Origin of the sequence: Furfurilactobacillus milii (assembly GCF_009864005.1) — a bacterium.
GTDB classification, from domain to species: Bacteria; Bacillota; Bacilli; order Lactobacillales; family Lactobacillaceae; genus Furfurilactobacillus; species Furfurilactobacillus rossiae_B.
On the sequence record NZ_WEZQ01000004.1, the window covers coordinates 7,612 to 33,741 of the forward strand.

27 protein-coding genes and 7 pseudogenes are annotated in these 26,130 nt (G+C 41.0%); 19 read left to right on the forward strand and 15 right to left on the reverse strand.

Annotation, left to right across the window (positions count from 1 at the left end; genetic code table 11):
• From GB993_RS13015 to GB993_RS13020, 3 genes are all read right to left on the reverse strand, one after another.
• Positions 1-938, reverse strand: a 938-nt coding sequence (locus GB993_RS13015) for a hypothetical protein (RefSeq protein ID WP_238331579.1), incomplete at its 3' end; no start/stop codon positions are given.
• The gene (locus GB993_RS02620; protein WP_161002988.1) at positions 935-2,125 is read right to left on the reverse strand and encodes a glycosyltransferase family 2 protein; all 1,191 of its coding nucleotides are present in this window, start codon (positions 2,123-2,125) and stop codon (positions 935-937) included. The genes GB993_RS02620 and GB993_RS13015, both read right to left, overlap by 4 nt.
• Before the next feature lie 93 nt (positions 2,126-2,218).
• Positions 2,219-2,617, reverse strand: a complete 399-nt coding sequence (locus tag GB993_RS13020; RefSeq protein WP_238331584.1) for a hypothetical protein — start codon at positions 2,615-2,617, stop codon at positions 2,219-2,221.
• An 80-nt stretch (positions 2,618-2,697) separates the two neighbouring features.
• On the opposite strand from GB993_RS13020, the pseudogene GB993_RS02630 reads away from it, so the two are divergent.
• Together GB993_RS02630 and GB993_RS02635 are read left to right on the forward strand one after the other, a co-directional pair.
• A pseudogene (locus tag GB993_RS02630) lies at positions 2,698-3,282 on the forward strand (IS982 family transposase); the annotation flags it as partial.
• Positions 3,283-3,343: 61 nt separating this feature from the next.
• Positions 3,344-4,132, forward strand: a pseudogene (locus GB993_RS02635) (IS5 family transposase).
• Between the two features lie 8 nt (positions 4,133-4,140).
• Here the strand turns inward: GB993_RS02635 and GB993_RS02640 are convergent.
• From GB993_RS02640 to mobQ (GB993_RS02655), 4 genes and pseudogenes are all read right to left on the reverse strand, one after another.
• Positions 4,141-4,647, reverse strand: a pseudogene (locus GB993_RS02640) (ArdC-like ssDNA-binding domain-containing protein); the annotation flags it as partial.
• Positions 4,648-4,650: 3 nt separating this feature from the next.
• Entirely contained in the window at positions 4,651-4,866 is a 216-nt protein-coding gene (locus GB993_RS02645) for a hypothetical protein (RefSeq protein ID WP_004466187.1), read from the reverse strand.
• Between the two features lie 121 nt (positions 4,867-4,987).
• A pseudogene (locus GB993_RS02650) lies at positions 4,988-6,616 on the reverse strand (DNA topoisomerase); the annotation flags it as partial.
• A 4-nt stretch (positions 6,617-6,620) separates the two neighbouring features.
• Positions 6,621-8,684, reverse strand: coding sequence for a MobQ family relaxase (mobQ, locus tag GB993_RS02655; RefSeq protein ID WP_161002990.1), 2,064 nt, complete (start codon positions 8,682-8,684; stop codon positions 6,621-6,623).
• 268 nt (positions 8,685-8,952) lie between these two features.
• Between mobQ (GB993_RS02655) and GB993_RS02660 the strand changes: the two genes are divergently transcribed.
• Together GB993_RS02660 and GB993_RS02665 are read left to right on the forward strand one after the other, a co-directional pair.
• On the forward strand, positions 8,953-9,162 hold the full coding sequence (locus GB993_RS02660) for a hypothetical protein (protein ID WP_161002991.1): 210 nt from the start codon (positions 8,953-8,955) through the stop codon (positions 9,160-9,162).
• A 21-nt stretch (positions 9,163-9,183) separates the two neighbouring features.
• Positions 9,184-9,462 (forward strand): hypothetical protein, encoded by a 279-nt coding sequence (locus tag GB993_RS02665; RefSeq protein ID WP_056993345.1) that lies wholly within the window; start codon positions 9,184-9,186, stop codon positions 9,460-9,462.
• Here GB993_RS02665 and GB993_RS02670 read toward each other — a convergent pair.
• Both GB993_RS02670 and GB993_RS02675 read right to left on the reverse strand, forming a co-directional pair.
• Positions 9,452-9,958: a hypothetical protein gene (locus GB993_RS02670; RefSeq protein WP_161002992.1), complete on the reverse strand. Its 507-nt coding sequence runs from the start codon at positions 9,956-9,958 to the stop codon at positions 9,452-9,454. The genes GB993_RS02665 and GB993_RS02670 overlap by 11 nt on opposite strands.
• Positions 9,948-10,229 (reverse strand): type II toxin-antitoxin system RelB/DinJ family antitoxin, encoded by a 282-nt coding sequence (locus GB993_RS02675; protein WP_003646131.1) that lies wholly within the window; start codon positions 10,227-10,229, stop codon positions 9,948-9,950. Before GB993_RS02675 ends, GB993_RS02670 begins: the two co-directional genes overlap by 11 nt.
• 247 nt (positions 10,230-10,476) lie before the next feature.
• On the opposite strand from GB993_RS02675, the gene amaP reads away from it, so the two are divergent.
• The 6 genes from amaP (at position 10,477) to GB993_RS02700 (ending at position 12,623) form a co-directional block, all read left to right on the forward strand.
• On the forward strand, positions 10,477-11,037 hold the full coding sequence (gene amaP, locus GB993_RS02680; RefSeq protein WP_161003003.1) for an alkaline shock response membrane anchor protein AmaP: 561 nt from the start codon (positions 10,477-10,479) through the stop codon (positions 11,035-11,037).
• A gap of 11 nt (positions 11,038-11,048) precedes the next feature.
• A complete protein-coding gene (locus GB993_RS02685) occupies positions 11,049-11,234 on the forward strand; it encodes a DUF2273 domain-containing protein (RefSeq protein ID WP_025014030.1) in 186 nt (61 codons plus the stop codon).
• A gap of 27 nt (positions 11,235-11,261) precedes the next feature.
• Positions 11,262-11,801 carry an Asp23/Gls24 family envelope stress response protein gene (locus GB993_RS02690; RefSeq protein WP_161002993.1) on the forward strand — a complete coding sequence of 180 codons (540 nt, stop codon included), beginning with the start codon at positions 11,262-11,264 and terminating at the stop codon, positions 11,799-11,801.
• A gap of 14 nt (positions 11,802-11,815) precedes the next feature.
• Positions 11,816-12,067: a GlsB/YeaQ/YmgE family stress response membrane protein gene (locus GB993_RS02695; RefSeq protein WP_057871006.1), complete on the forward strand. Its 252-nt coding sequence runs from the start codon at positions 11,816-11,818 to the stop codon at positions 12,065-12,067.
• A gap of 10 nt (positions 12,068-12,077) precedes the next feature.
• Positions 12,078-12,218 (forward strand): hypothetical protein, encoded by a 141-nt coding sequence (locus tag GB993_RS12905; RefSeq protein ID WP_120247200.1) that lies wholly within the window; start codon positions 12,078-12,080, stop codon positions 12,216-12,218.
• Positions 12,219-12,545: 327 nt separating this feature from the next.
• Entirely contained in the window at positions 12,546-12,623 is a 78-nt protein-coding gene (locus GB993_RS02700) for a putative holin-like toxin (protein ID WP_076661461.1), read from the forward strand.
• 308 nt (positions 12,624-12,931) lie between these two features.
• On the opposite strand, the gene GB993_RS13025 is transcribed toward GB993_RS02700, so the two are convergent.
• Together GB993_RS13025 and GB993_RS02715 are read right to left on the reverse strand one after the other, a co-directional pair.
• Positions 12,932-13,855: an IS3 family transposase gene (locus tag GB993_RS13025; RefSeq protein ID WP_347877340.1), complete on the reverse strand. Its 924-nt coding sequence runs from the start codon at positions 13,853-13,855 to the stop codon at positions 12,932-12,934.
• Between the two features lie 5 nt (positions 13,856-13,860).
• A complete protein-coding gene (locus GB993_RS02715; RefSeq protein ID WP_002816285.1) occupies positions 13,861-14,112 on the reverse strand; it encodes an IS3 family transposase in 252 nt (83 codons plus the stop codon).
• Between the two features lie 491 nt (positions 14,113-14,603).
• Here GB993_RS02715 and GB993_RS02720 point away from each other — a divergent pair, with 491 nt between their 5' ends.
• Entirely contained in the window at positions 14,604-15,938 is a 1,335-nt protein-coding gene (locus GB993_RS02720; protein ID WP_161002994.1) for a dihydrolipoyl dehydrogenase family protein, read from the forward strand.
• A gap of 276 nt (positions 15,939-16,214) precedes the next feature.
• On the opposite strand, the gene GB993_RS02725 is transcribed toward GB993_RS02720, so the two are convergent.
• The 3 genes and pseudogenes from GB993_RS02725 to mobQ (GB993_RS02735) form a co-directional block, all read right to left on the reverse strand.
• Positions 16,215-16,901: an IS6 family transposase gene (locus GB993_RS02725; protein WP_161002995.1), complete on the reverse strand. Its 687-nt coding sequence runs from the start codon at positions 16,899-16,901 to the stop codon at positions 16,215-16,217.
• A 68-nt stretch (positions 16,902-16,969) separates the two neighbouring features.
• Positions 16,970-17,929, reverse strand: a pseudogene (locus GB993_RS02730) (DNA topoisomerase); the annotation flags it as partial.
• Between the two features lie 96 nt (positions 17,930-18,025).
• Positions 18,026-20,089: a MobQ family relaxase gene (gene mobQ, locus GB993_RS02735; RefSeq protein WP_161002996.1), complete on the reverse strand. Its 2,064-nt coding sequence runs from the start codon at positions 20,087-20,089 to the stop codon at positions 18,026-18,028.
• Between the two features lie 262 nt (positions 20,090-20,351).
• Between mobQ (GB993_RS02735) and GB993_RS02740 the strand changes: the two genes are divergently transcribed.
• Together GB993_RS02740 and GB993_RS02745 are read left to right on the forward strand one after the other, a co-directional pair.
• Positions 20,352-20,564 carry a hypothetical protein gene (locus GB993_RS02740; RefSeq protein ID WP_039107816.1) on the forward strand — a complete coding sequence of 71 codons (213 nt, stop codon included), beginning with the start codon at positions 20,352-20,354 and terminating at the stop codon, positions 20,562-20,564.
• A 16-nt stretch (positions 20,565-20,580) separates the two neighbouring features.
• The gene (locus tag GB993_RS02745; protein WP_161002997.1) at positions 20,581-20,859 is read left to right on the forward strand and encodes a hypothetical protein; all 279 of its coding nucleotides are present in this window, start codon (positions 20,581-20,583) and stop codon (positions 20,857-20,859) included.
• A 126-nt stretch (positions 20,860-20,985) separates the two neighbouring features.
• On the opposite strand, the pseudogene GB993_RS13030 reads toward GB993_RS02745, so the two are convergent.
• Positions 20,986-21,153: pseudogene (locus GB993_RS13030) on the reverse strand (filamentation induced by cAMP protein fic); the annotation flags it as partial.
• A 22-nt stretch (positions 21,154-21,175) separates the two neighbouring features.
• Here GB993_RS13030 and GB993_RS02750 point away from each other — a divergent pair.
• The 6 genes and pseudogenes from GB993_RS02750 (at position 21,176) to GB993_RS02780 (ending at position 25,924) form a co-directional block, all read left to right on the forward strand.
• The gene (locus GB993_RS02750; RefSeq protein WP_161002998.1) at positions 21,176-21,553 is read left to right on the forward strand and encodes an NAD(P)/FAD-dependent oxidoreductase; all 378 of its coding nucleotides are present in this window, start codon (positions 21,176-21,178) and stop codon (positions 21,551-21,553) included.
• Positions 21,554-21,610: 57 nt separating this feature from the next.
• A complete protein-coding gene (locus GB993_RS02755; RefSeq protein ID WP_162854028.1) occupies positions 21,611-22,327 on the forward strand; it encodes an NAD(P)H-dependent oxidoreductase in 717 nt (238 codons plus the stop codon).
• A complete protein-coding gene (locus GB993_RS02760) occupies positions 22,320-22,502 on the forward strand; it encodes a hypothetical protein (protein WP_238331583.1) in 183 nt (60 codons plus the stop codon). The genes GB993_RS02755 and GB993_RS02760 overlap by 8 nt, the downstream gene beginning before the upstream one ends.
• A gap of 100 nt (positions 22,503-22,602) precedes the next feature.
• Positions 22,603-23,460, forward strand: a pseudogene (locus GB993_RS13260) (IS982 family transposase).
• A gap of 1,304 nt (positions 23,461-24,764) precedes the next feature.
• Complete coding sequence (locus GB993_RS02775) at positions 24,765-25,571, forward strand: ParA family protein (RefSeq protein ID WP_161003001.1); 807 nt, start codon at positions 24,765-24,767, stop codon at positions 25,569-25,571.
• Entirely contained in the window at positions 25,571-25,924 is a 354-nt protein-coding gene (locus GB993_RS02780) for a DUF5388 domain-containing protein (RefSeq protein ID WP_161003002.1), read from the forward strand. Before GB993_RS02775 ends, GB993_RS02780 begins: the two co-directional genes overlap by 1 nt.
• Positions 25,925-26,130 lie beyond the last annotated feature (206 nt).

The window sequence follows — 26,130 nt, forward strand, 5'->3', positions numbered from 1 at the left end:
GTAGGCGCAGTTGGTGCCGTAGGCGCAGTTGGTGCCGTAGGCGCAGTTGGTGCCGTAGGCGCAGTTGGTGCCGTAGGCGCAGTTGGTGCCGTAGGCGCAGTTGGTGCCGTAGGCGCAGTTGGTGCCGTAGGTGCAGTTGGGGCCGTAGGTGCAGTTGGGGCGGTTTCGGCAGTGCCGGCAGTACCAGCAGTGCCGGCAGTACCAGCAGTACCGGCAGTGCCGGCGGTACCGGCAGTACCAGCAGTGCCGGCAGTACCGGCAGTACCGGCAGTACCGGCAGTACCAGCAGTACCGGCAGTACCGGCAGTACCAGCAGTGCCGGCGGTTGGTGCAGTGGCTGCAGTGGCTGCAGTTTCTGCAGTTTCGGCAGTACCTGCAGTAGCAGCAGTTTCAGCCAGATCGCTAGCTAACTTCTCTGAAGTTGCCGCGGTTTCAGCCTTGCTTGCCATGTCGGCAGTAGTAGCTTCAGCAGCTTGGCTTGCAGTAGTCGCTTCGCTGGCAGTCGTTGCTTCAGTAGCTTGGCTTGCAGTAGTCGCTTCGCTGGCAGTCGTTGCTTCAGTAGCCTGGCTTGCAGTAGTCGCTTCGCTGGCAGTCGTTGCTTCAGTAGCCTGGCTTGCAGTAGTCGCTTCAGTAGCCTGGCTTGCAGTAGTCGCTTCGCTGGCAGTCGTTGCTTCAGTAGCTTGGCTTGCAGTAGCTTGGCTTGCAGTAGTCGCTTTGCTGGCAGTCGTTGCTTCAGTAGCTTGGCTTGCAGTAGCAGCCGTGTCAGAACTAGTGCTAGTAGTCTGTTCAGTTGCAGTTTGCGTGTTTTGCACTTGCACGGCAGTCGTGTTAGCCGCGTCGTTTACATCATCAGCCTTAACGCTAACGCTGCTGCCAAAGGCAAAGAACATCCCTAAAGTGGCACTAGCCACTATTAAAGTTGACTTCCATTTTTTCATGAGACTTTCCTCCCGATTTTTCTCTTAATTCCATGTGTCGTCTTAACCCAGTTAGTCCGCCCGCTAATTTTTTTACAAAAAGCGATCACGATCGCTGGGTAAAGCAAGTAATTGTAAATAGCAAAAGTTATCACGGTCCAAACCAGCAAGCCATATTGCCTGGTATGGCTTGCCCACTGGTACTGCACGATGATGTAGGCGTTAAAGGGCAAATTAATCCCCACGATCACCGCTAAGAGCCGCCAGTAGTCATCGAAATTGCCCAAGGTGAAGACGAAGACAGCCAGGCTGGCGATACCCGTAAATAGCGTGACAAAAGGTATCAGCATGTAAAAAGTCATCTCCGCCTTAGCTGGCAAATTGATAAAAGGACTCCGCAGCACCCGGATCCAGTAGCCAAATAGGCAGTCAAGCCCCCCTTGCGTCCATCTGGCCCGCTGCTTAATAAAGGGACGGAGTTTGTCGATGGCCTCTTGATAAACCACCGCATCCTCGGCATACAAAGTCTTCTTTCCCTCCATTAAAAAGCGGGTACTGAACTCAAAGTCTTCCAGCAAGGCGTTGCCCCATGGCCGCTGAGCCGTCACCGAGGAAACCCGGATAAACTGGCCATTGCCGGAAGCCGCCGCGTTGCCTAAGCGGTTTCTGGTGTTCTGAATCAAGTCGTTGATGACCGTGAACTCAATGTCCTGCATGGTCTGCAGCCAGTTTCTGGTCTCCAGCATCCCCACCCTGGTCTGGAGCAGGTCCAGTTTTTCATCCTGGGCAAAATACTGGATAACCTTCTGGTAGCTTTCTTCCGCCATGTAGGCATCCGCGTCCAAAACGCCGCAGATCAAATGATCCCGGTCCCTGCTGTCCAGAATAACTTGCTGGTAGGCCCAGTTAAGAGCATTGCCCTTGCCTGTCTGGGCCTGGGGCAGCTGCCGTTGCAGTAGCTGAATCCTGCCGCCAGCCTGCTTGCTAAAATTTTTGACCAGCAAGGCCGTGTCGTCACTGGACGCGTCATCGATGATGACCATTTTTACATTGGGCAAATTCGCTGTTTCCCTTAAAAACAGGCGCATAGTCTGCTCGATGATGCCTTCTTCATTCATGGCCGGAACCAGCAGGATCAACTGGTAGCCCTTGGCTAACAGGGGCTCAAGCTCAATTGACTTGCCGTTTTGCCCGGCGGCCAGAAGCAAGAAGACCCAGAGCAGATAAATGATTACGCCCGTAAGTGATATTTCAAAAATTGTCTGGTTGATAAATCAACACCCCCTTTGAAGTAATGGGGGCTACTTAACCTTAACAGCCTTGGCTGCAGTCGCTGCCGTAGCCGCGGTAGCTGCAGTTGATGCAAGAGACCCGTAGCCTGGGATGCCCGGCTTGCCTGGAATGCCAGGCTTGCCCGGCACGCCTGGCTTACCTGGAACTCCTGGCTTGCTTGGGATACCTGGGATTACTCCCCAGCCTTCACCAAGGGCGCCGTCCCCTGCTGCCTTTTCAGCAGTCGCCGCGGTGGTTGCTACATCAGCATTTTTGGCAGTTTGCGCTACAGCTGCCGTGCTGCCAACAGCTGCCGTGGTCAATGCGTCCCCGGTAGCGCTTGGCAGGCCTGTTTGTGATAAAGCAAGCAGTGATGCTGGCAAGCAGTGATGCTGGAAGGATAGCCAGCTTAACAATCTGATGTTCATGTTTTTCCCTCTCTATCTCATCTCTATTAAGTAATAACTCTATACTTAATAATGCATATTATAATAATCATTAAGTCTAGTTGCAATATCGGTATGAACGTTATAGTCACCGTTTGCAAGTAGAATTTAGAACTTTGTCGAAAATCTGCAAGAAACTTTATTACAAGTACGCCCCATCTGGGTTAACTCACCGCCGCAATGCCAGTCTGGTAAAGGTTCCAGACTACGAAATCATTGCATTACTTGTCTGGCAAGCTGAGGAAGGTATATCTTCTCAGCGCAGATTTGCCCGTTGCTGGGGACTTTGTGGTCTTTCTAGGTCTCGTTTTAATCGCAGGGCTAGAGCGCTTCTCGGCATCACTGCTCAGATCGTCAACGATCTGAAGTCAAGAGTCGATCTGTCCGATCAGTATATGATCATTGACAGTCTACCCATGCCTTTGTGTCAGCCAATCAGAAACCGCAGAGCTAAGGTGTTTGAAGGAACAGCCAACATTGGCTATAACTCAACCAAAAAGTTTTACTACTACGGTTTTAAAGGCCATTTTGCCGTATCTCAGGACGGGTATGTTCTTGGCTATGTAATCACCAAGGCATCAATCCACGATGCAAAAGAAGCAGAAGAGCTGATTCTCAGTACCCGTCCCGAAGGGCACTTTATCTTAGAACCTGTCTAGTATCTGCTGAATCTGGTAGAATTGTGGAAAACCGACTGAGGAGTTTGTCATGCCAGATTATCCAAGCAATATTTCTCGAGCGCAATTTGCGTTAATACAACCTGATTTAGAAAACTTCCGTAAGCATACAAGACCGCGTCGTTATGACCTTTATGACGTATTCAATGCCATCCTTTACTCGCTTACTACAGGGTGTCAATGGCGTGAATTACCGCACGATTTCCCGGAATGGCATACCGTCTACCGCTATTACGATATGTGGCGAGATAAACCAGACCCGACAGCTGATTCGCTATTAGAAAGGCTTTTAAAAAAACTGCCGCTTCCTATCGTTTTGCACAGGGCCGATCGGCCCGAACGTCGTTTGTGATTGTTGATGCTCAAAGTGTTAAAACCACTGATTTAACGAAAAATAGTGGCTACGATGGCGGCAAAAAGATTTCAGGGATTAAGCGTCATATGGCGGTTGATATTAACGGTTTACCACAAGCCATTCTCGTGACACGAGCTAATGTATCAGATCGTTCAGGTGCATTGGCTGTGTTTAAGTTTGGCTAGCCAAAATTTAGAGCTGGTTCAGCATGTCATGGTTGATGGTGGCTACACTGGCAATGACTTTGCGGATCAGGTGAAGCTCATTTTGAATGCTAAGACGACGGTAGCTAAACGCAACGAGTTGCATACATTCACGGTGTTACCGCAACGATGGATCATTGAACGTTCATGGAGTTGGCTAGACAAATGTCGGCGACTTTGGAAAAACTGTGAACGTGCCCTTAACAGCAGTCTTCAAATGGTTGTATTGGCCTTCCTGAAGATAGTTCTTAAAAGATACTAGATAGGTTCTAAAGGCACTTCACTGACTTTAAGGTCGGTTTGCTGGTTTAAATAATCTTTGAACGCGTTATATAAGCTTGTCACATTCTGATGATCGGCCAAATTTTCTTTGACAAAGTCTTTAGCACTTAACACTGGTTCACCGCTAGTTTGTGACACGTCAAAGACGGGTAGATAGCGATAACCGACAATGGCGCGCTCATCGATGGTATCAAGATGCTTCTGCTCGGCTGGTGTTAGCTTCTTAATGATCGGAGCCGCAATCCGAATCGCTTTTGCGCCCCAGTTGACGGTGCGGTTAAAAGCCGTCTGCCATTGCTTAAAACCAGCGACTTGAGTGGCTTGAGGATTTTGCGCATAAATTAAATCAATGTTTCTGGCGCTATACCGATGAAATTTAGCCAGGGTATTGAGATACTGTTTAAATTGGTCACTATCAGTTAATTTTAGGATTTGCTGTTCGGCTTGGGCGACTAATTGTGCTTTCCAGGCTTTAACGTCTGCTTTACTCGGCATTGTCTACCCCTCCTCATCTTCAAAAATATCATTCAATATAGGGGCTACGTTGATTTGAATCGGGGTCGTGCCATAAAGGGCGATGTAGCCATCAGCTAATTTTTGCCAAGCCACTTGATAATAGGCTCCGTTACCAGTGATTTCTTTTAAATACTTGTAGGTTCCTTTAGCCTGTAAAACTGGTAATTCACTCCCAATGACTGCTAATTTATTATCCATTTTATGATCTCCTTTGCTTTGCTAACCTCACCCGTTGTTTGGGTTTACTTTTAGGGTTGTAAAAGTGAACCTAAATGACGGGTTCACCAACCGGAACGTAGTGCAGGGCGGTAGGCAGGTTCTAATCAAAATCAAAACTTAATTTATGGTTGTCAATCTTTAACTTGGCGTCAAACGACTTCCCCTTTTTGCTCTTGAAACCCTTTAATTTGCTGGTTTCACCCTTGGTAACTAGCGCTTTAATTGCGGTTCTCCCGAGCGTCTTGCTACTCCATTTCTTAGGTAAGGTAAAATCTTCACCTTGCTTGGGCTTCACAATGTAAAACTTCTGTTTATTTAAAACGGTCGCTTGCGGTGTTTCTAAGAATACTTCGGCGGCCTTCTGCGCTTGCTGTTGGTGATTGATTTGTTGCTTAATGGCTGCACTGCCAGTCAATTGCGTGGGAACATCAGCGATCAATTTAGCCACAAACTTCTTAATTTGGCTCAAAAAGTTATCCGGGGTGCGTTCTTCGGTACTGATTTGTTGTAACGCTTGCTTCCATTTAGCTGTCATTTCTGGACTAGTTAGCAAGGGTTCGAGTTCGACTGCTTTACATAAAGTGATTCCGGCTTCACTGACGTGCAACTTATTCTTTTCAGTAACTAAGTAGCCGCGTTTCTTTAACACTTCCAGCACATTGGCCCGGGTCGCACTTGTCCCAATGCCTTGCACATCTTTGAGAATCGCCTGGGCTACTTCATCATCAAGTGTTTTACCGGCCGTCTTCATTGCCGTAATTAAGGTACCTTCGGTAAAGGGCACCGGTGGTGTCGTTTTTTTTTGCGGTGTTTGCAGATTCGCTTGAACTTGGTCGCCTTGGTGAACGATCGGTAGGGTGGCTGCCTCTTGCTGGTCGGTTTTGTGATCATCAAATAAAGCTTGCCAACCTTGCTTAGTTGGGACCTTACCGGTTGCTTTAAAATTGGCGGCACCAACTTGGGTGATAATGGTGGTCTCTTCATATTCGTAAGGATCAGCAAACATGGCTAATGTGGTTCTTAAAACTAAGTCATAGACTTGTTGCTGTAATTTAGGCAAGCTGGCTAGTTTCTCTTTCGTCGGCACGACTTTAGTCATAATAATGGCATAGTGTTCTTCAACTTTTTTCCCATCAACATAGCGTTTGTTCGGAGTGGTATTGGTTAAAGCGACTGGCTTAGAGACCAAACCCAGATACTTCGTCAGATTAGCCACTAAATAATCAAATTCTTCATCAGTGATATAAGCACAATCCGTTCGGGGATAACTCAGCAACTTGGCTTCATATAAACTTTGAATGGCCGCTAAGGTTTGGCTGGCACTGGCGTGATACCGTTTATTCATGGCACTTTGGAGACTGGATAGTGAGAATAGTTGGGGACTAGCACGCTTTTTGCCTTGTTTTTGGACGTCCTTGATTAAACCGTCCTGCGAGCCTTTATGAACGTGTTTAGCTCGCATGAATGTCATTAGCCCTGCTTCGTCTTTAAATCGCTGATAGGGGTCTAATTTTGCGACGAATTTTTGCTGATTAGCAATAATTTCCGCATTTAGTTCAAAATAGGGTTCCGGCTTAAAGTTTTTGATTGCCTGGTCTCTTTGATAGACCATACACAAGGTTGGCGTCTGCACGCGACCAATTGAGTACACCCCGCGTACTCCTTTTTGTCTTAACAACAAAGTATATAAGGGACTACTATTCATACCGATCAACCAATCACTAATTTTGTGATTACAAGTGCATGCCCCCATCTTCATGCCGGTTTCGAGTTTGGTGTTGCCGTTGCTTTTTCGTCATTTCCCACTCGGTTTCTTTCAGTCCACGTTCTTGCTTTTGCCGTTGGTAATCTTCATCACGAGCATATAGAACAGTCATGATCGCATCACTAAAGGCCGTCTTTAAGTAATAGTCTGGACTAACTGGCTTATAATTTAGCGGTTGATAATGCCCCATATTTGCTTTTCTGTACTGGTCGTCCTTGGCTTGTTGCCCTTTTAACTGCTTTTGGATTTTCTCGATCTGACTGTTCTTAATCGTCGGATCGGCTTTGCATTCGCCAAAAAAGAGTTGTTTAGTGCCATCATGCTTTAAAACCCGTTGTAAGTGATGATTTTCTAACTGATCTAAGCTAAGCTGTCCCGATAAATAAGCTAGTCCTTGTTGATGTTCTTGGGGACTGAACACCTGTGGTGGATTTGCTTGCCACTGTTCAATTGTTTCAGCCTGACATGGCTTTAAAACAGGATCATAGTACATCACGGCTGTATAGGCTTGTTCCTGTTTAGTCATTGGTAATTCATCTAAATCGCCTTTGGGAAAGGCCCTTTTCAATACTTCATGGTATTGCGTTTTAATGACTTGCTTAACAGCCATGATTGTTCGCAATTCTTTGACTGCGCGAGTAATCTTTTGCTGCTCGGTTGGTGAATACTTTTCTAGTAGACCTTGATCAACGTGTTCTAGACTTTCTAAGCTATCATCATGAATCATCAGCGTATATTTAAGCTCGATTTTGACTTCCTTTTCTTGTTGCATTAATAACTTCCAGCCAACGTATGGCCGCTTAGTAAAGGCCAATAATTGTTGGGTCAACAAATCATCACGAATGTTCATTAAACGTTCGTTTAATTCACTACCCTTGAAAACTGTTTGTTCGCTATCGGTTTCCTTAATTAATTCTCGTCTTTCAGCTTGCGTGGTCTGTTCAAAATTAAGCTCTGGATAAAGTTTTTTCGTCGTGCGATCAACTACTTTATTTAAGAGTTCATCTGCTTTTTTGAGTGAGCTTTCTTGTTGGTTAATTGTCAATAATTGTTTAGTCACATCTTCACCAACCGCATGTTTAATTAAGGTGCTGTTTTTCCAATTAAATAGCATGCGCCGTTTATCATCTAAGTTCTCCAAACTGATATAAGTTTTCAGTTCATGGCTTAACTCTTTAACTACCCGTTTTTCATTAAACGAGAAGTGTTTACTTAGGCTATCTAAATGACCTCGATTAACTACTTTCTCCTGCATATTTTTATAGCCAGCTTTGGACTTACGATAGTTCTTAACTTGTTGGTTAAATTCTTTTCTTTCATGCCGCTTACTATTGATTCCCTCATGTTGAGTTGGTGTATCATCTATTCCCTCCTCGATAAATGATTTTTCGCTGATCCGATCGGGAATATTTTTTTGCTCTAAAGCCTGATTTACACTTGCCGCCCAATTGTGCCGCCATTCAGTTATTTTTTCTCTTGTATCCCAATCGACCATCAGTATCTTTCTACTCTTAGGGTACTTGCTAGTTCCGGTATATGTTTTGTTGCCATTATCATCTAAAATATATTGCTTTTTGCTCTTAATTCCCCAAGTTCCGTCTGGGTTAAATGGACGGTTAGTTAACATCACATGAGCGTGCGGATTATCTGGGTGATCGCGATGAATTGCCACATCGGCAACCATACCTTCATCAACAAAATTTTCTTGTACATATTTTGTCAATAATTCTTTCTGTTCATCTTCACTTAATTCAACTGGTAGAGCCACGTTAAACTCTTTAGCGTACCGTGAGTTTGCTCGACGGTCTTTTCTTTCTACTTCGTTCCATAATTTCTCTCTATCACTCGCCCATTCTGGCGCATTCTTTGGTGTCAAAATAAAGCTTTCTGGTATAACCGACCGAGCATAAAAATAACTTCGACCTTCTTTTTGATCGAATAATTTTTCGCCACTTCGATAACTTGCTCCAGCAATTGCACTTCTTCCTTTTCCAGCACTAATATTACTAAAGCTCATGTGAAAAATTGCCATGTCGGTCACCACCTTTCTTTGGGTTTATGGGTTTGATTTTGTTGTCGCCATCGGCGACTTCTGATACAAGTCTTTAGCACGATTTACCCCACAAGAATTTAGTGGGGTATAAGTGCGCATTAACCTCGTTTCACTCGGTCTTCTGATTCTCTTAACTTTAACCTAGTGTATGCCTTCCGCTTCGCTATTTCAAATTTTATACTTTGACTTAATGTTTCTTATATGATATAATTTCGGCGATTATTTCTAATATGATGGAGGGATCGTTATGTCTCAAAGTAACTTAGAAAAACAAGAAGCTAAATTAAAAGCCCTTAATCAAAAAATTAAGGACGAAAAAAATAAAATTGAACAACGGCTAGGTAAACAAATCATCAGTCAAGCCAATTTAGATTATGCTAATTTATCTAATGACAATATTAAGTCCTTATCAAAAAAAGTATCCGAGTTTTTAAAGGAAAAGTCCGCAGATCATTAGTCATAGGAGATGGGGAATTCCATGCCTAATCAATATGAAAAACTAGTCGAGCAGCAAGCGCGTTTAAAACAAAAAATTGAGCGGGAAGATTTTAAATTACGGCAATCTAAATACTATGAAAATCGGCAAGCCCGCAAAGCCCGTTCTCGCCGATTAATTCAAAAAGGGGCTTTATTAGAAAAGTACTTTCAAGCTAATAACCTCTCGGTCGAACAAACCGAAGAACTTTTAAAAACATTCGCTGACTATGTTAACGCCCATAAACCGGATAAATTAAAAAACGATCAACCTAATAACTAGGCCGATCGTTTTTATTTTCAGGATTGTTTTTTGGCTTAATTTCTGGATTGTGTTTAGCAAAGTCTTTTAACTGTTTTTGAATTCTTTTTGTAAGCTCTGCTTTACTTTCTTTGTGCTTCCTTTTACTTGATCGCTGTTGAATTATCTTTTGACCCTTACCTCTTCTTTTTGATTTTAGGTCAAGCGTAAAATCTGAAATTTTATTTTGATCTAGCTTACTTAAATGACCGATTTCTTTAAAGTTTAAACCGGCTTTGGGAAAGCGATAAATATTACCAAGATCGACCCAGGAAGGTTTCTTCAACCCAGTGGATTGCCAATCTTGAATCGGATAATATTGTTGCTTGATATAAGCCGACTTCTTTTCATACTGACTAGTAATTTTAAAAGCCTCGACCGTCTGTTCTGATACCCGACGAATTAAAACTGGCCGAGACTTACCACCGTTAGTTTCTACAAAACTAACGTATAGGCTGACTAAGTCATTAGTCCTCATCTGGATCGTTGAGCCAATCAGCGACCTCTTTAGCGTCTTTGAACTCGGTGACTGGTGTCCCTTCGGTCGCCTTTAAAAAGCGTAAATTAGCTCTTTCTTCTTCGCTTAAAGACACATTAAAAGGTAAAGCACCATTAGCAACAATCCGCTTGTAAAACATGTTAATGGCCGTGGTTGGATTTAAGCCCAATTCGCTTAAAACTGCTTCGGTATCATCGGCCAAATCTTTATCAATCTTGACTTGGACCCGTTTCTTTTCCTTAACTGCCACGATTGTCTCATCTCCTTTCTTTTGCTACTACCATTATACTACCTTTTGAGTATCTGATCAACGGATAAAACCCTGGCCTCAGACCACTTGAGGTTGGCATTGATCTAAAGGCTGAACTTTTGAGCTAGTTAGCTCTGACACTTATTTAAAAGCCCCTGTTCTTCTGTTAGATCAGCTCCTAAAAAATGGGTTTGTGGTAAACACCATTTTAAAGGAAGCTGATCTTTTTTGTCCGAACAGCGTTCGGATTAATTTTACAATCTACCTTTTAATAGTAGTAGTCATCATTCTTGCATTCCCTTTGTCCATAGTTCTTGTCTTTAAGAATTGGTCAACAGCCATTGGCACTAGCACCCCCGTGTCATTAAAGTTTGATTGGTTAGATCATTACGAACCGATATACCTTTTTTGGAGTGGAGTAATTCTGGCGGCGGTGTTAATTATTTTATGGCTTATCACACTTTTTTGGCCACGGTCACAGTCATTATATCTTCATCAAAAGTCTGATGGTCAAGTTACCATCAGTAAGAAAGCTATTGAGCACTTTGCTCTTTCAGCACTTCAACATGAACCCTTTATTGGTAACCCCAAGGTATCAGCTAAGTTATCACGGAAAAGGATCACACTTAAAATATCGGGTGATCTACTAAATTCAGTCAATGCCAAGAAACAGACTGCAAATTTTCTCAATCAATTAAAAAAAGATTTGCGTATTTGTCTTGGAATTTCTGAACAGAAAAGAATCAAAATCAGACTCGTTGATTTTAATGAGTCGGACGATAATGTGCAACAATCTCGAGTTGTCTAGGAGGTAATAACGTGACCGAACTCATTAAAGCTTATTTTTGGCCACTAATTGGTGGAATTATAGGATTGCTCTTAGCGGTCCTTATCATCACTTTTGGATTTTTCAAGACGCTTTTTGTTTTGATTTTTATGGCAATCGGGATTACTGCGGGTTATTATATTCAAAAAACTGGTATCTTAACAAATGTTTTTAAATAGCTGTTTGAATTATAAGGAGGAAAAATTATGCAGAACGGAACGCCAAGTGAAAAAACAACCAACGAAAAGTCTGGCATTAAAGGCAATTTAACATTTGATGACAAAGTTATTCAAAAAATCATTGGTATCGCACTTTCTGAAGTAGATGGTTTATTAACCGTAGATGGCGGCTTTTTCGCAAATGTTGCTGAAAAACTAGTTAATACTTCCGACGTCACATCGGGAATTGATGTAGAGGTTGGAAAAAAGCAGGTTGCAGTAGATCTCGACATTATTGCTGAATACGGCATTGATATTTCTAAACTGTATGATAAGATTAAAAATGTTATTGTTCGGGAAGTAAAGAATATGACCGACTTAGAAGTAATTGAGGTAAATGTGAATGTTGTTGACGTCAAGACAAAGGAGCAACATGAAAAAGATTCGATTTCTCTACAGGATCGCGTTAGTGATGCTACAGATAAAACGAAGGAAGCAGTCAGCAAGGGCGCGAAAAAATCGAAGGAAACATTAAGTGACAGCGTTGATAAGGTAACGCCTGACAATAAATCTAGTCGTGTTAACTAAAGGAGAGAGTAACTATGGGACTTATTTGGTCATTAATCGTCGGAGCAATCATTGGTGCAATTGCTGGCGCAATCACTAACCGTGGTGCTGCTATGGGGTGGATTGCAAACATCGTAGCGGGCTTGGTCGGTGCATGGATTGGTCAAGGGCTTCTTGGCACTTGGGGGCCTTCATTAGCTGGTATGGCACTGATACCATCGATCATTGGTGCAATTATTTTAGTTCTGATTGTTTCATTAGTTGTTGGTCGAACCAGTAAAAAGTAAGGGAGATTTTATGGACGTCTTGAAAAGTGTATTTAAGTTTATGATCGCTTCTACGCTCATTGTAGGTGGTGTTCTCATCGGTGGCACCGTCTTGACTGCTAAGAAGGTAGATGGCATTGGTGATAAATTGCAACAAAAATTACATGGATAATTAAAATTATCTATATTAGGCATCTTAGAACTTAAATAATCGGGTAATTGAAGATCAGTTAATCAATATTTCAATTGGTACGATAATCTTTTATAAATATAGATGGGAATTTTTCAATAATTAATAAAAGCAGCACTTTTTTTCGTAGGTGCTTGCTTTAATTTTATATTTGGTTACAGAGCTAGTCTACCTGTATAATAGATCAAGTAGAGAAGTTAAGGCGGTGGCTATTTCCGATCGAGGTGGTGCTTATGGTGTTAACCTTTAAAGCCATAAATCCTAACGAAAGGAGTAGCCTAAGTGTCCGTTGCGGACGCTTTACAATTAATGCTGGCTTTCGGTACCTTTATCGTAGCCTTGATCGCATTAATTGTTGAGCTGATTAAAAGTCAGCAAAAAAAATAACCGCCTTAGCTCTGGCAAGCTAGCGGTTATTTAAACTGTATAAATTTGTCACCGTCTTAAACGGCTCTACATGGGAAGTCCTGTTATCAGCGGGGCTTCCTTTTTCTTAACCATATTATAGCATGACTATAACTGACTTTCGACAATTTTAAATCAGATTTCTAGCGGTTCCGGGGAACATACGTTTGCTTTTGTGTTAAAATATGGGTAAAAGCTAATGTGGATTGAAGTCAATATTTGAGACAGGTTTTAAGAGACATTCAGAACCGCGTTTACCTTCCACAGCTCAAATAAATCATTAATCGTGATTAATAACTTATTTGAACCATGGAAAGCATTAAATCAGGCGGCCATTTGGCTCGTAAGTGTTGCGATTTCAACTTGTAAGGGGGTCTGGTAGCCCAGTGAACTATGAATTCTCTTCCTATTGTAGAAAGCATGCACATATTCAAAAAGACAGCAGCGGCAGTTTCATAATTCTTAAAGACCGGCACTGGATAAACACATTCCTTTTTGAGGGAAGCATGAAAAGATTCCATCGGTGCATTATCGTATGGACACCCCTTACGGCTGTAAGAGTGGCGGATATGTAGTTCTGTTAACCGTTGGTTGTAATCATCGCTGGTGTACTGTGATCCTAAGTCTGTGTGGATAATCAGGTCCCCAGTAATGGTTCGATTTTTAACCGCGCTTTCCAGGGCCTTTAAGACTAAATCAGTATCCATCTTTTTTGAGAATGAATAGCCGATAATTCGTCTTGAGTGCAGATCCATGATGGTTGATAAGTAACACCAGCCATTACGCTTCGTTTGAATATAGGTCATATCAGCGGTCCATTTTTGATTTAAACCAGTGGTCGAGAAATCCTGCTTAAGCAAGTTGGGACGCTGTTCAACCTTGGTTTTGGAAGCCGAAGCCGCTTTCCATTTATTGACGGTAACGGAGTGGATATCCAGTTCCTTCATGAGCCGGGAAATCCGTCTTGAGCTGCACCGACGCTGCAGTGGTTGAAGTTCCAGATTCAATTCATGGTGGATCTTCATAACGCCGTATCGCTGCTTGACTTCCGCAAAGATCCGCAGAATCCGTTGTTTTAAGTCCTCATCTTCGGCCCGGCGTTTTGAAGGCTTTGGGGATCGATAACGATAATAGTGAGCTCTGGAAACACTGAGGATTCGGCACATCTTAGTTACCTGGTGGTTATGGCTTTCTTGGTGAATGTAATCAAAAATATTGGTTACTTCTGCGCAAGGAAGCCCAGGGCTTTTTTTAGGATTTCGTTCTCCTCAGACAGGGAAGCCAGCCGTTTTTCCATCGCTTTAATTTCGTCTGGCGATTTACCGGATTGAGTTTTGGCTTGGCCCTGGATCCACTTATGAACGGTTGAATAGCCAATGCCATATTCTCTGGCCAGTTGGGCGGCTGATTCGCCTTGTTTATATAGGTTGATGATGTTTTGTTTGAATTCTTTGTCGTAACGAGTTGGCATGTAAAAATTCCTTCCTTTTGAGAGACGATTTATTCATTATACGCTCTCTTAAAAGTTGTCTCAGGAATCAGCTTACATCCAATATAATCCAATCAATTACGATCATTAATTTTGAACAGCAATATAAATGATCGTAAACTATTTACTGATTAGGGAAGCCAGAAGGTAATTGATACCATTGAGAGCCGATATGAAGAATGAAAAGATCACATTGAAATCTCGTACAAATCCACTCAACATGGTTGCTTGCGTTGATGTGCAGCTTTAAACTTGATATATGTGATATGGCATTATCACGATCATAATTAAGGGTTAGTTTAAAAATTGGTTGTCATTAACAATATTGAAACTAACTTAAGCTGTATAGTAAGTTATCAACCAGTTTTTTGTATCTTTCCTTTTTGTATCTTATAACCGCGTGGATGGTTATGTGCAAATGATAAAAATTTTTTCTTGTTTGATAGTTGATTTCACAAATTGGAGGCAATTTTATGGCAAATCAATACAATTATGATGTTTTATATCTTGGAAGTGGTCATGGGACTTTTGATGGGGCGATTCCCCTTGCACATTCTGGTGTCAAGGTTGGTATTATTGAAGAAGATATGATTGGCGGTACCTGTCCGAATTATGGCTGTAACGCAAAAATCACATTGGATGCACCTGTGGCATTGACAAGGGAAGTCGAGCAGCTTCAAGGCATTGTTGAAGGACAACTGTCCATTAATTGGACCAAGAGTGAGGGTCACAAGCAGGATGTCATTAAGGGCTTGCCAGGAATGATTGGCGGCTTACTTAAGGCTTCCGGTATTGACGTGATTCATGGGAAAGGGACCTTTAAAGATAATCATACGGTATTAGTTGACGGGCAACCGAAGACAGCTGAAAAAATTGTCATTTCAACTGGATTGCGGCCACACCGTTTGGATATTCCAGGAACCGAATTGGCTCATGATAGTCGTGCATTTATGAGTTTAACCAAATTGCCGAAACAGATCGCTATTATTGGTTCCGGGTACATTAGTATGGAATTTGCGACTATCGCCAATTCCGCAGGCGCCAATGTTACGGTTCTCATGCATGGTGATCAGGTACTTCGAAACTTCTATCACCCTTATGTTGCCCAAGTTGTCAAAGATTTGGAAAAAAGAGGGGTTAAGTTTGTAAAAAATGCTGGTGTTTCTTCGTTTGAAAAATCTGGTGAGCAAGTTGAAGTCCACTATGGGGATAGTCGCACCTTAACTGTTGATTGGATTCTGGATGCAACCGGCCGAATTCCAAATGTTGAAAAAATTGGTTTGGACAAAATTGGAGTTAAATATAACCAACACGGGATTGAAGTAAATGATTATTTACAAACAAGTGTTGATAATATCTATGCTTCAGGAGACGTGATTGATAAAGCACAACCTAAGTTAACGCCAACGGCCATTTTTGAATCGACTTACTTATCTAAGCGTTTTTCAGGACAAATCAATGATCCGATTAACTATCCGGTTATTCCATCTGTTGTCTTCACATCACCACGAATTGCTAAAGCAGGTATTTCCATAGAAGAAGGTAAGGAAAAGAGTTATCAAATTGAAACTAACTACCTACCAGATGATTGGTATCGTCAAGTTGATAATGAGACCATAGGTGATAATTCAATGGTTTTTGATAAGCAACATCACTTGGTAGGCGTGACAGAGGTTAGCGAACAGGCTGAAAATGTCATTAATACATTATTGCCGGCAATTGAATTTAAGTTTGGACCGGCAGAACTGAATAGACTGGTCTACTTGTTCCCATCAATTGGTTCTGCTGCATGGACGCAATTGTCATAAAATAATTACGAATAACATGGATCTATTCATTATTTAGTAAACAATTTTAAATGTTCACGTTCTACTGGAAATATTGGTAAAACTAATTATGATGTGGCTATTAATTGTGGAGCTTCTGCAATTAAGGGCAATGGATTTATCTTTCATCAACTTAATAGGATGAAATATAGCATTGGGCCAACTTTTAAAAGTGTTAGTTCAAATGATATAAAAAGGGTTCTGGTGCAAAATTAACAAAATAGTCTTTGTGATACATTGGGACGATTGTTGAACGGATCATTGTACTAATAATTCGACTAGTGATTGTGACGACGAAAAACCAAAGAGACTTGGTTCTCTTTGGCTTACTTTATGTAGTTGATGCATGACTTCAATCCCACTTAGCGTTTTTAGCGCAGTTCGTAGTGATTGAAAACCGCTTGATTTTACTAAGACGTGTTTAATTAACCGATGATCTTGTTCAATCAAATTATTACGATATTTAGAACATTGGTGATTTGCTTTCACCAATAAGCCGTCTTTAATTACTTGTTTAATAGCCTTTAAAGTGCCAGCATATTGATCAGTAACCAGACAATCAGGACGACCATAGGTCGTCAATAAACGTTTCAAAAAATGATAGGCGGATTGATAATCACGATGTTTACGTAACTCAAAATCTAGTGTTAATCCATGACTATCAATGGCACGGTAGAGGTAATTCCATTGACCTTTGATCTTGATATAGGTCTCATCCATACGCCAACTTTTGGAAGTGCGCCGATGGCGCTTACGCCATAGAGCCCGCATAATCGGTGAGTAATGTTGTACCCAACGCATGAGGGTTGTGTGATGCACGAAAATACCACGGTCGCGCATCATTTCAACTAGATCTCGATAACTGATGTTGTAACGCAAGTAGTAGCCTACGGCAAAAGTAATCACTGATTGATTGAATTGCCGTCCTTTAAAATGATCAGTCATCTGAAAACCTCCAGTTTCAATTCATGATACAGGATGCACTCTCCCTGAGTAAACTTTGCACCAGAACCTTTGCCTTCGTATAAACTTTGAATAGCCGCTAAGGTTTGGCTAGCACTGGCGTGATAACGTTTATTCATGGCACTTTGCAGACTGGATAGCGAGAATAGTTGCGGACTGGCACGCTTTTTAGCCTGTTTTTGGACGTCCTTGATTAAACCGCCCTGCAAGCCTTTCTGAACGTGTTTATCCTGCATGAATGTCATTAGCCCTGATTCGTCTTTAAATCGCTGATAGGGGTCTAATTTGGCCTCTAATTTTTGCTGATTAGCTAAAATTTCCGCATTCAGTTCAAAATAGGGTTCGGGCTTAAAATTTTTGATGCGTTGATCTCTCTGATAGACCATATACAAAGTTGGCGTCTGCACGCGACCAATCGAGTACACTCCACGTACCCCTTTTTGTCTTAATAACAAAGTATATAAGGGACTACCATTCATGCCAATTAACCAGTCGCTAATTTGACGAGTTTGGGCTTCTTTATACGCCAAGTAGTCTTTGTGCCAATCGCCAAGATTTTTAAAGCCGGTTATAATGGCGTCTTTTTCCAAACTATTCAACCATAGCCGTTTAATAGTCTTCTTTTTAACATCAATCTGGGCTTGGTTCATGATCGACTAGGCGATATTAGAACCCTCTCGGCCACTATCAATAGCGACGATAATCGTATCGGCTTTCGTTAATAAGTCTTTAACGATCTTGAATTGTGCCTTTTTACTAGCTGCCACTTCAAACTTGTATTTATCGGGGAAAATCGGTAAATTAGATAAGGCCCATTGCTGATATTTCTGATCATATTTATCCGGTGTGGCTAGTTCAACTAAATGCCCGAGACCATACGTGACAAGTGTATTTTCGGGCAAAACAGGGTCGCTAACCGTATAGTAACCCTGTTTTTTTGTGCTCTTTTGAAAGGCTTGAACGTATGAACGGGCCTGACTAGGTTTTTCAGCTAAGATAACAGTGGTCATGTTCATTCACCCCTTGTGATTCAGCTGTTGTTTTAACTCTGATTGGCCTTATTCAGCCACTTTCAACCAAGCTTAACTGTGCACTTTTTATTTCGATTACAAGTGCATACCGCCATCTTCATGTTGGTTTCTAGTTTGATGTTGCCGCTGTTTCTTGGTCATTTCCCACTCGGTCTCTTTTAAGCCTTGGACTTGTTTTTGCCGTTGATAGTCTTCATCTCGGGCATATAAGGCCACCATAATGGCATCACTAAAGGCCGTCTTTAAGTAGTAGCTTGGACTAACTGGTTTGTAGTTGAATGGCTCGTAATGCCGCATTGTGGCTTTTCGGTATTGATCGTCCTTAGCTTGTTGTGCTTTTAACTGCTTTTGGATTTGTTCAATTTGGCTAGTCTTAATCGTGGGATCACTTTGACACTCACCAAGAAAAATTTGCTTTGTCCCGTCATGTTTTAAGATCCGTTGCAAGTCATGATTTTCTAACTGATCTAAGCTAAGCTGCCCCGACAAATAAGCTAACCCTAATTGATGTTCTTGGGTACTGAAAACCTTCGGCGGTTTTTCTTGCCATTGTTCCATTGTTTCAGCCTTGAATGGCTTTAATTCTGGATCATAGTACATCACGGCTGTATAAGCCTGTTCTTGTCTAACTAGAGAAAGATCATCTAAATCACCATCGGGAAAGGCTCTTTTCAATACTTCATGGTATTGCGTTTGAATGACTTGTTTAACTGCCATGATTGTCCGTAGGTCTTTGACTGCCCTCGTAATCTTTTGCTGCTCTGCTGGTGAATACTTTTCTAGTAGTCCTTGATCGACGTGTTCTAGACTTTCTAAGCTATCGTCATGGATCATCAGCGTATATTTAAGTTCGCTTTTGACTTCCTTTTCTTGTTGTATTAATAACTTGAAGCCAACGTATGGACGCTTGGTAAACGTCAATAATTGCTGGGACAATAAGTCATTTCGAATATTCATTAAACGTTCTGTTAATTCACTACCCTTGAAAAGGGTTTGCTCGCTATCGGTTTCCTTAATCAATTCTCGTCTTTCAGCGGCCGTAGTCTGTTCAAAATCAAGCTCTGGATAAAGCTTTTTCGTCGTACGATCGACCACTTTGTTTAGGAGTTCATCAGCCTTTCTTAATGAACTTTCTTGTTGGTTAATTGTCAATAATTGTTTCGCCACATCTTCCCCAACTACGTGTTTAATTAAGGTACTGTTTTTCCAATTAAATAGCATGCGGCGTTTGTCATCTAAACTCTCCAAACTAATATAAGTTTTCAATTCATGGCTTAACTCATTGACCAACCTTTTTTCATTGAATGAAAAGTGTTTACTTAGGCTATCTAAATGACCTCTATTGATTGCTTTTTCTTGATTATTTTTATAACTGGATTTGGTCTTGCGATAGTTCTTAACTTGTTGATTAAATTCTTTTCGTTCATATCGTTTGATATTAATTCCTTCGTGCTGGGTTGCTACCTCATCTATGCCTTGATCTTCAAAGGATTTTTCACTGATCCGATCCGGAATGTTTTTTTGCTCTAAAACTTGATTAACACTGACTGCCCAGTTGTGCCGCCATTCAATTATTTTTTCTTTCTTATCCCAATCAACCATCAGTATCTTTCTACTCTTAGGGTACTTGCTAGTCCCGGTATATGTCTTATTGCCATCCTCATCTAAAATATATTGCTTCTTGCTCTTAATTCCCCATGTTCCGTCTGGATTAAATGGCCGGTTAGTTAACATCACATGGGCATGCGGATTATCTGGATGGTCGCGATGAATTGCTACATCAGCGACCATACCGTCATCAACAAAGTTTTCTTGCACGTATTTAATCAATAATTCCTTTTGCTCATCTGCACTTAACTCAACTGGTAAAGCCACATTAAATTCTTTGGCATAGCGTGAGTTTGCCTTACGATCTTTTTTTTCAACTTCGTTCCATAGTTTCTGCCTATCATTTGCCCATTCTGGAGCGTTTTTTGGTTTTAATATAAAGGTCTCTGGCATAATGGACCGCCCATAGAAATAGATTCGACCCTCTTTATTATCGAATAATTTTTCTCCACTACGATAAGCAGCACTGGCAATGGTACTACGTCCCTTACCGGCACTAATATTAGAAAAACTCATGTGGAATATTGCCATGTCGATCACCGCCTTTATTTTGGTTTGATTTTGTTGTCGCCAATGGCGACTTCTAATACAGGATTTTATCACGATTTACCCCACAAGAATTTAGTGGGGTGTAAGTGCGCATTGACCTCGTTTCACTAGGTCTTCTGATTTCTTTATATTTACTTTTAGTGTACGCCTAACATTTAACTTTTTCAATATTTATGTTGACTTTAATTGCATTTAATGTTATCATATCAAATAATTATACATAAATTTGATAGGAGGAGTTAATATGACCCAATCGGCATTGGAAAAGCAAGAAGCTAAATTGAAACAGCTTAATCAAAAGATCAAAGCTGAAAAAAGTAAGATTGAACAAAATCTTGGCAAGCAAATTATTAAGTCATCAAATTTAGACTACGCCAATTTGTCTAATCAAAAGATTAAAGACCTCGCTCAAAAAATAGCAACAATTTTAAACCATGAACCAAATAACCAATTGTAACTAAGTGGTGATGATGATGGCTAATCAATACGAAAAACTGGTTGCACAAAAAGCTCGTTTAAAAGAGAAAATTGATCGAGAAGGTTTTAAATTAAGACAATCTAAATACTATGAAAATCGTCAAGCCCGCAAAGCCCGTTCCAGGCGGTTAATTCAAAAAGGCGCCTTGTTAGAAAAATACTTTCAAGCGGATAATTTATCAGTAGAACAAACCGAAGAACTTTTAAAAATATTTGCAGACTATGTTAATGCGCATAAACCAAATAAGCTAAAAAACGATCAACCTAATAATTAGGTCGATCGTTTTTATTTTCTGCGTCATTCATTGGATTCTTAATTTTTAAATCTGAATTATCTTTAACAAAGTCTTTGAGTTTATTTTGGGTTCTCTTACTAATCTTTTCTTTAACCATTTCAAGATCTAATTGGTTCTTTTTCTTTTAGCTTTTTTGTACATCTCGTTCAACTCATTAGCACTCAGTTTTTTGTCTGCGCGAATCTCTAATCCTTGAATCGCATTGTCATACGTCCACTGTTTAATTTTATTCATGTCATTAGTCCGGTAATAATCAGCAATTAAATTGTTCCAAGGTAAATATCTGGGTCAAAATTTGGACCAGAGTGTTGTTTTTCCAATTAAATATCCAGTACCGGCTTTGTCGGTTTTCAGTATTCCAAAATTAGGACAAGTTGGTATCAGCACGCAACAAGCGGCCGGAAATTCCAATTTGCAAGTTAAGACCGTGGATCTGAGTGGTTGGCAAGCTTATGCTCGTAATGGCGATCAGTTGGCAACTTTGAAGCTAGTGGTTAATCGCTCCAGTGAACAAATTGTGGGAGCTGAGGTACTTAGTCAAAATGCAGACGAATTAGTCGATTTTTTGGCGTTACTGATTACGCAAAAAATTAGTGCTCAGGATCTGAATCGGCAACTCTTTGCTTATCCAAGTCTCGCTAGTGATTTGTATGGTATTTGGCAGTCGAAGTAAAGACTGGTTTTTTCAGTGCGAACCTGCTAAGCTGACTGAAATGAAGCAAATAAAGGAATGATTGACATTAAAACGTTAATTTTAGTGGCACATCCAGAGTTGGCCAGTTCGCAGACCCAGCAATTTTTAAAGGCTAGTGCGGCCGGTTTGCCGGATGTTACTTGGCATCACTTGGATGCAATCACTACGCCGGATGTGGCTGCAGAACGTGAATTGTTGGTGGAGGCTGATCGGATTATCTTTCAATTTCCACTATATTGGTATAATGTGCCGGCTAGTCTAAATGCTTGGATGGCGGCTGTTTTGACAAGTCCATTTATAGCAGGTGCCGGCCAAAGTGAACAGCCCCTAGCTGGAAAAACGGTTGGTGTGGTGGTCAATACCGGCATGCCAGCAAAAGCTTTTCAAGCTGGTGGTGAAGTCGGGTTTACTTTGGATGCGTTACTGACACCGTTACGGGCTTTAGCACAGATGGCAGGGATGAAGTGGCAACCGATTTTTGCCATTAATCAATTTGCTAACTTCCGCGATGCTGAGCAACAAAAATTATTGGTTGCTTATCAACGCTATTTAACCCAGCCCACACCAGATACATTGAGTTCACGGCTCGCTTGGTTTGAACAACGTCTCCAAGCGTTAGTTGCCAAATTACCAGCTAATCAACAGCAACAAGGTCAATTAATTTTAAGCACTTTGCAACAAGACCAAGCTGACTATGCTGACTTAAAAGCGACAGTTGCTATGTTAAAGGAAGGAAGCGATGACCTTGGCTGAACCAAAGCAAGAAGCAAGTTGGCTGACCGAGCAGTTAAAAGATTTGGCCAACCAGCAGCCCCAATTTGAAGACCGGGCGTTACTATCAGCTCTAATTCCAGAAGTTCAAGATTTAGCCGAGCGCCGGGAGCAGTTGGCCGGTGAGATTGATGGGCGTAGTTGGAGTTTTAATTAAAGGTATAGACAACCTCTACGCGTGGTGCTAGTTAAATTTAGACAGTAAAAAAGCCTGACGGCTTACACTTAAAGCAATCTAGAGCAAAGAAGTGTTAAGTATGTCAGACCAATTTAAGTCTAATCAAAGTAATAATCGAATACAAGCCCCATGGTTCGAATGGCAAACAATCCTAAGTCCGCTGTACCACAAATACGTGCCAGCGGTTGTACGCCATCGAAAGAATGTGACGCAAGCTATCCTACAAGATGTGACAGTACTAGCTTTAATGTGTTGGCAAGTTACCATTGGAATTGAAAATCAGCGAGCCTTTTATCGCTTGTTAGCTAGTTTGGGGCTGTTACTGCCAGAAAGATCACGATTCCACCGTATTTGTCAGCAAGCCGGAGCTTTGTTTAACATGATTAGAAATGGCTTACTGCAAGAAGCATTGCCAACGGCAACCTATACCATAATCGATAGTATTCCGATGCCTCTGTGTCAGCCAATCCGCAATCATAGCACCAAGGTTTTTAGTCCAACCGCCTCAATTGGCTATAATGCGACCAAGAAAACATGATTTTATGGTTTCAAAGGCCATTTTCAGGTCACAAATGCAGGAATTGTAGTGGCATACGCCATTACTAAGGCTTCAATCCATGATGCTAAGTTGGTAAAAACCTTAGTAAACCAATATTTCAGTGCCAAAATTCTGGCTGATTCAGGGTATATCAGTCATGAACTGCATACCGATTTAAAAAGAAAGGGCATCTGGTTTTGGACACCATGTCGTAAAAATATGAAACAACGTTCAAGTGATGAAACCTTATTAAAACCCCAACGGCGTAGGATAGAGACGGTATTTTCGCAATTATGTTGTTTATTTAATATCGAACACAACCCTGCGCGATCATACTTAGGGTTTCAAGCACGCCTAGAACAGTGTCTTTTTATCGATACCTGGTTCAAAATCAACTAGCACCACGCGTGTAAGAAATAATCAATATACCACTTCTAGTTTACATAACCTACCTTAGCTAAAGTAGCCCCTTTGACACCGCTTCAGTTTACCAACTTTGTGAATTAAAATTGGTATAGTTAGTTCCATTTATGTAACACATTGATTTGCCTCACTTAACCACCTATGGTGACTTTGTGAAATTCAAACCACTAATCATCTATACCAATCTGATTCAGTAACCAGAAAGCACACACACCAAAACCAATAATCACAATAACTATAATTATCATAATGATGAATCGCTCCAGATTTGAATATACATGTTTACCAGAATCCTTTGCATGTTTCATGAAATAACCTTCAATCTTAGTTGACTTTTATGTTCAGCTGGAATGTAATGATGTTTGAGCCAGAATGCCATAGTTTTCCCCTTGTTTTAAGAAAGGAAAAACTAAATTGGAAATGCAATTGAGCATCACCGTCATTTATACTACCTTGTTTAATTATACTCGTTAAATGAACCTACTAAAAAAGCACCCTTAGCAGGCGCTCACACACTGAATAACGATTTAATTGTGAGCCTCGTGTAATTAACCTGTACATATTGTACTGCTTTACCACCGCGATCTACGCGTCGCTGACGTTCGGCCAGAAATCTAAGGTAGGCGATCCCTGGCCTAGTGAGATTCTACTGCAGCGGCTCACACTCGACCTGTCTACTTTTATCGTTAGCGTCCATCACATCGTTGCTCATGGGTGTTTCTCAACATGCCGCACAACTACTCAACTTCGGCTGGTACTCTACCATTGCTGGCTATGTACACACAGGCTTGGCTCCCTGTCGATCAAGGAAAGCAATCATCGGACTTGATCAATTCATCAAAACGCCCTATAATAGCAGATAGACAAAGTAAATTTTTTGTGTTTCTGTGTTCCCTAGGATTAGGCCCCTAGGGTGCTTTTCTTTCTTATGAGGCTATTCAGCTAACGCTGGGTGGCCTTTTTGTTTTCCTGAAGTTAAGTATACACCAACAGATTGGATTGTAAACGTTTTTATTTTATCACATATGAACATGTTAATATGTTTGTATTAAGTTATGTTAGTATTAAAGTATGTAAGTATATACACATATTAAAATGTTAACATATTATTAAGGATGCCTGTATAACAGCTTATTATTTACATTAAGTATTAGCATATGCGCATGCTGATATAGTTGCATATACACATTGCTATATGCTAGCATATCTACATATAAACATATGTACATATGGATGCTTAATACAAAATATGTTAGCATATGACTATTGAGGTGATTAGGATGACAGCAAAAATTTTAGTTTCAGGAAATTTCAAAGGTGGAACGGGCAAGACAACAACTGCAACAATGACTAGCATTGCTTTAGCACGAAATGGTTATCGAACTTTGTTAATTGATTTGGATCCACAAGCCAATGCAACTGACTTGTTCTTTAAGACGAAGGAAAATATTACTGGAGAGATCAGTCCATTTGATGTTACTTTACTTAAGGCAATTCAAGACAGGAACTTAAGCAAGGCGATAATTAGACTAGACAATAATGTGGATTTCATTCCATCTAGCGCTGATTTTTCATTATATCCTCGTTACATGGAAAAAATTAAAGATGAGTATATTGACCGTGTACAATACTTAGACAAGTTGATCAATCCATTAAAAGAAAAATACGATTTCATTATGCTGGATTTGCCACCAACAATTAGCTTAATAACTGATAGTGCTTTATATGCCAGTGATTGGGTTTTAATCGTCATGCAAACTCAGGAACGTTCCTTACAGGGGGCTGAAGGATTCATTGATTACATGCAGAATCAAGTGGTTAATGACTTTCATGCTCCAAGGCTTCAGGTCTTGGGTATTCTCCCAGTTTTGCTGAAGAATGGGGCACCAATTGATAAGAGCACGCTTACGCATGCCATAGAAGAATTTGGAGAAGAGAATATCTTTCCGATAACAATCCACAATATGGAACGATTGAAACGTTATGACGTCACCGGTGTTACTAGTAAAGATCAGTTTGATAGGAAAGTCCGCTGGGTGTATGACCGGGTAACAAAAGAAATAATTAAAAGAACGGGGGCTAAATAATGGCGGGATTGATAAAGAACCCTAATGTGTCATCAGAGAACAAAAAGGATAGTAAAACTATTTCACGGGGACACGAATATCACCCCAGTAACCCTGTTGAGCCAGGTGAAATGAACAATAGTAAAAGCGATGTCGAATTAGTAAGCTACATCACCAGTGTGCGAGTAGATAATCACATCAAGAATCAATTGCAGGCTATGTCAATTATTGGCTATGCAACCAGTCAAAAAGACGCTATTGAAACAATGATTAGTGCGTGGAGAGAGTCTCAGAGTCCCGAACAGCTTCGACTATTTGATGCACAGGTTAAAACTTTGGAAGCTAAAGATGTACGCCTTAAGTCTAAAAAGTAGATTTCAACCATTCCTACGTACGATCTGGTGAAAAGTTAATAAAACAGCTATTTGAAACCTTAGGACTGCCGTTGAACAGTTTATTTTGTTAACAATTCGGTTAATGATTATAGGTAGATTGTAAAATTAATCCGAACGCTGTTCGGACAAAAAAGATCAGCTTCCTTTAAAATGGTGTTTACCACAAACCCATTTTTTAGGAGCTG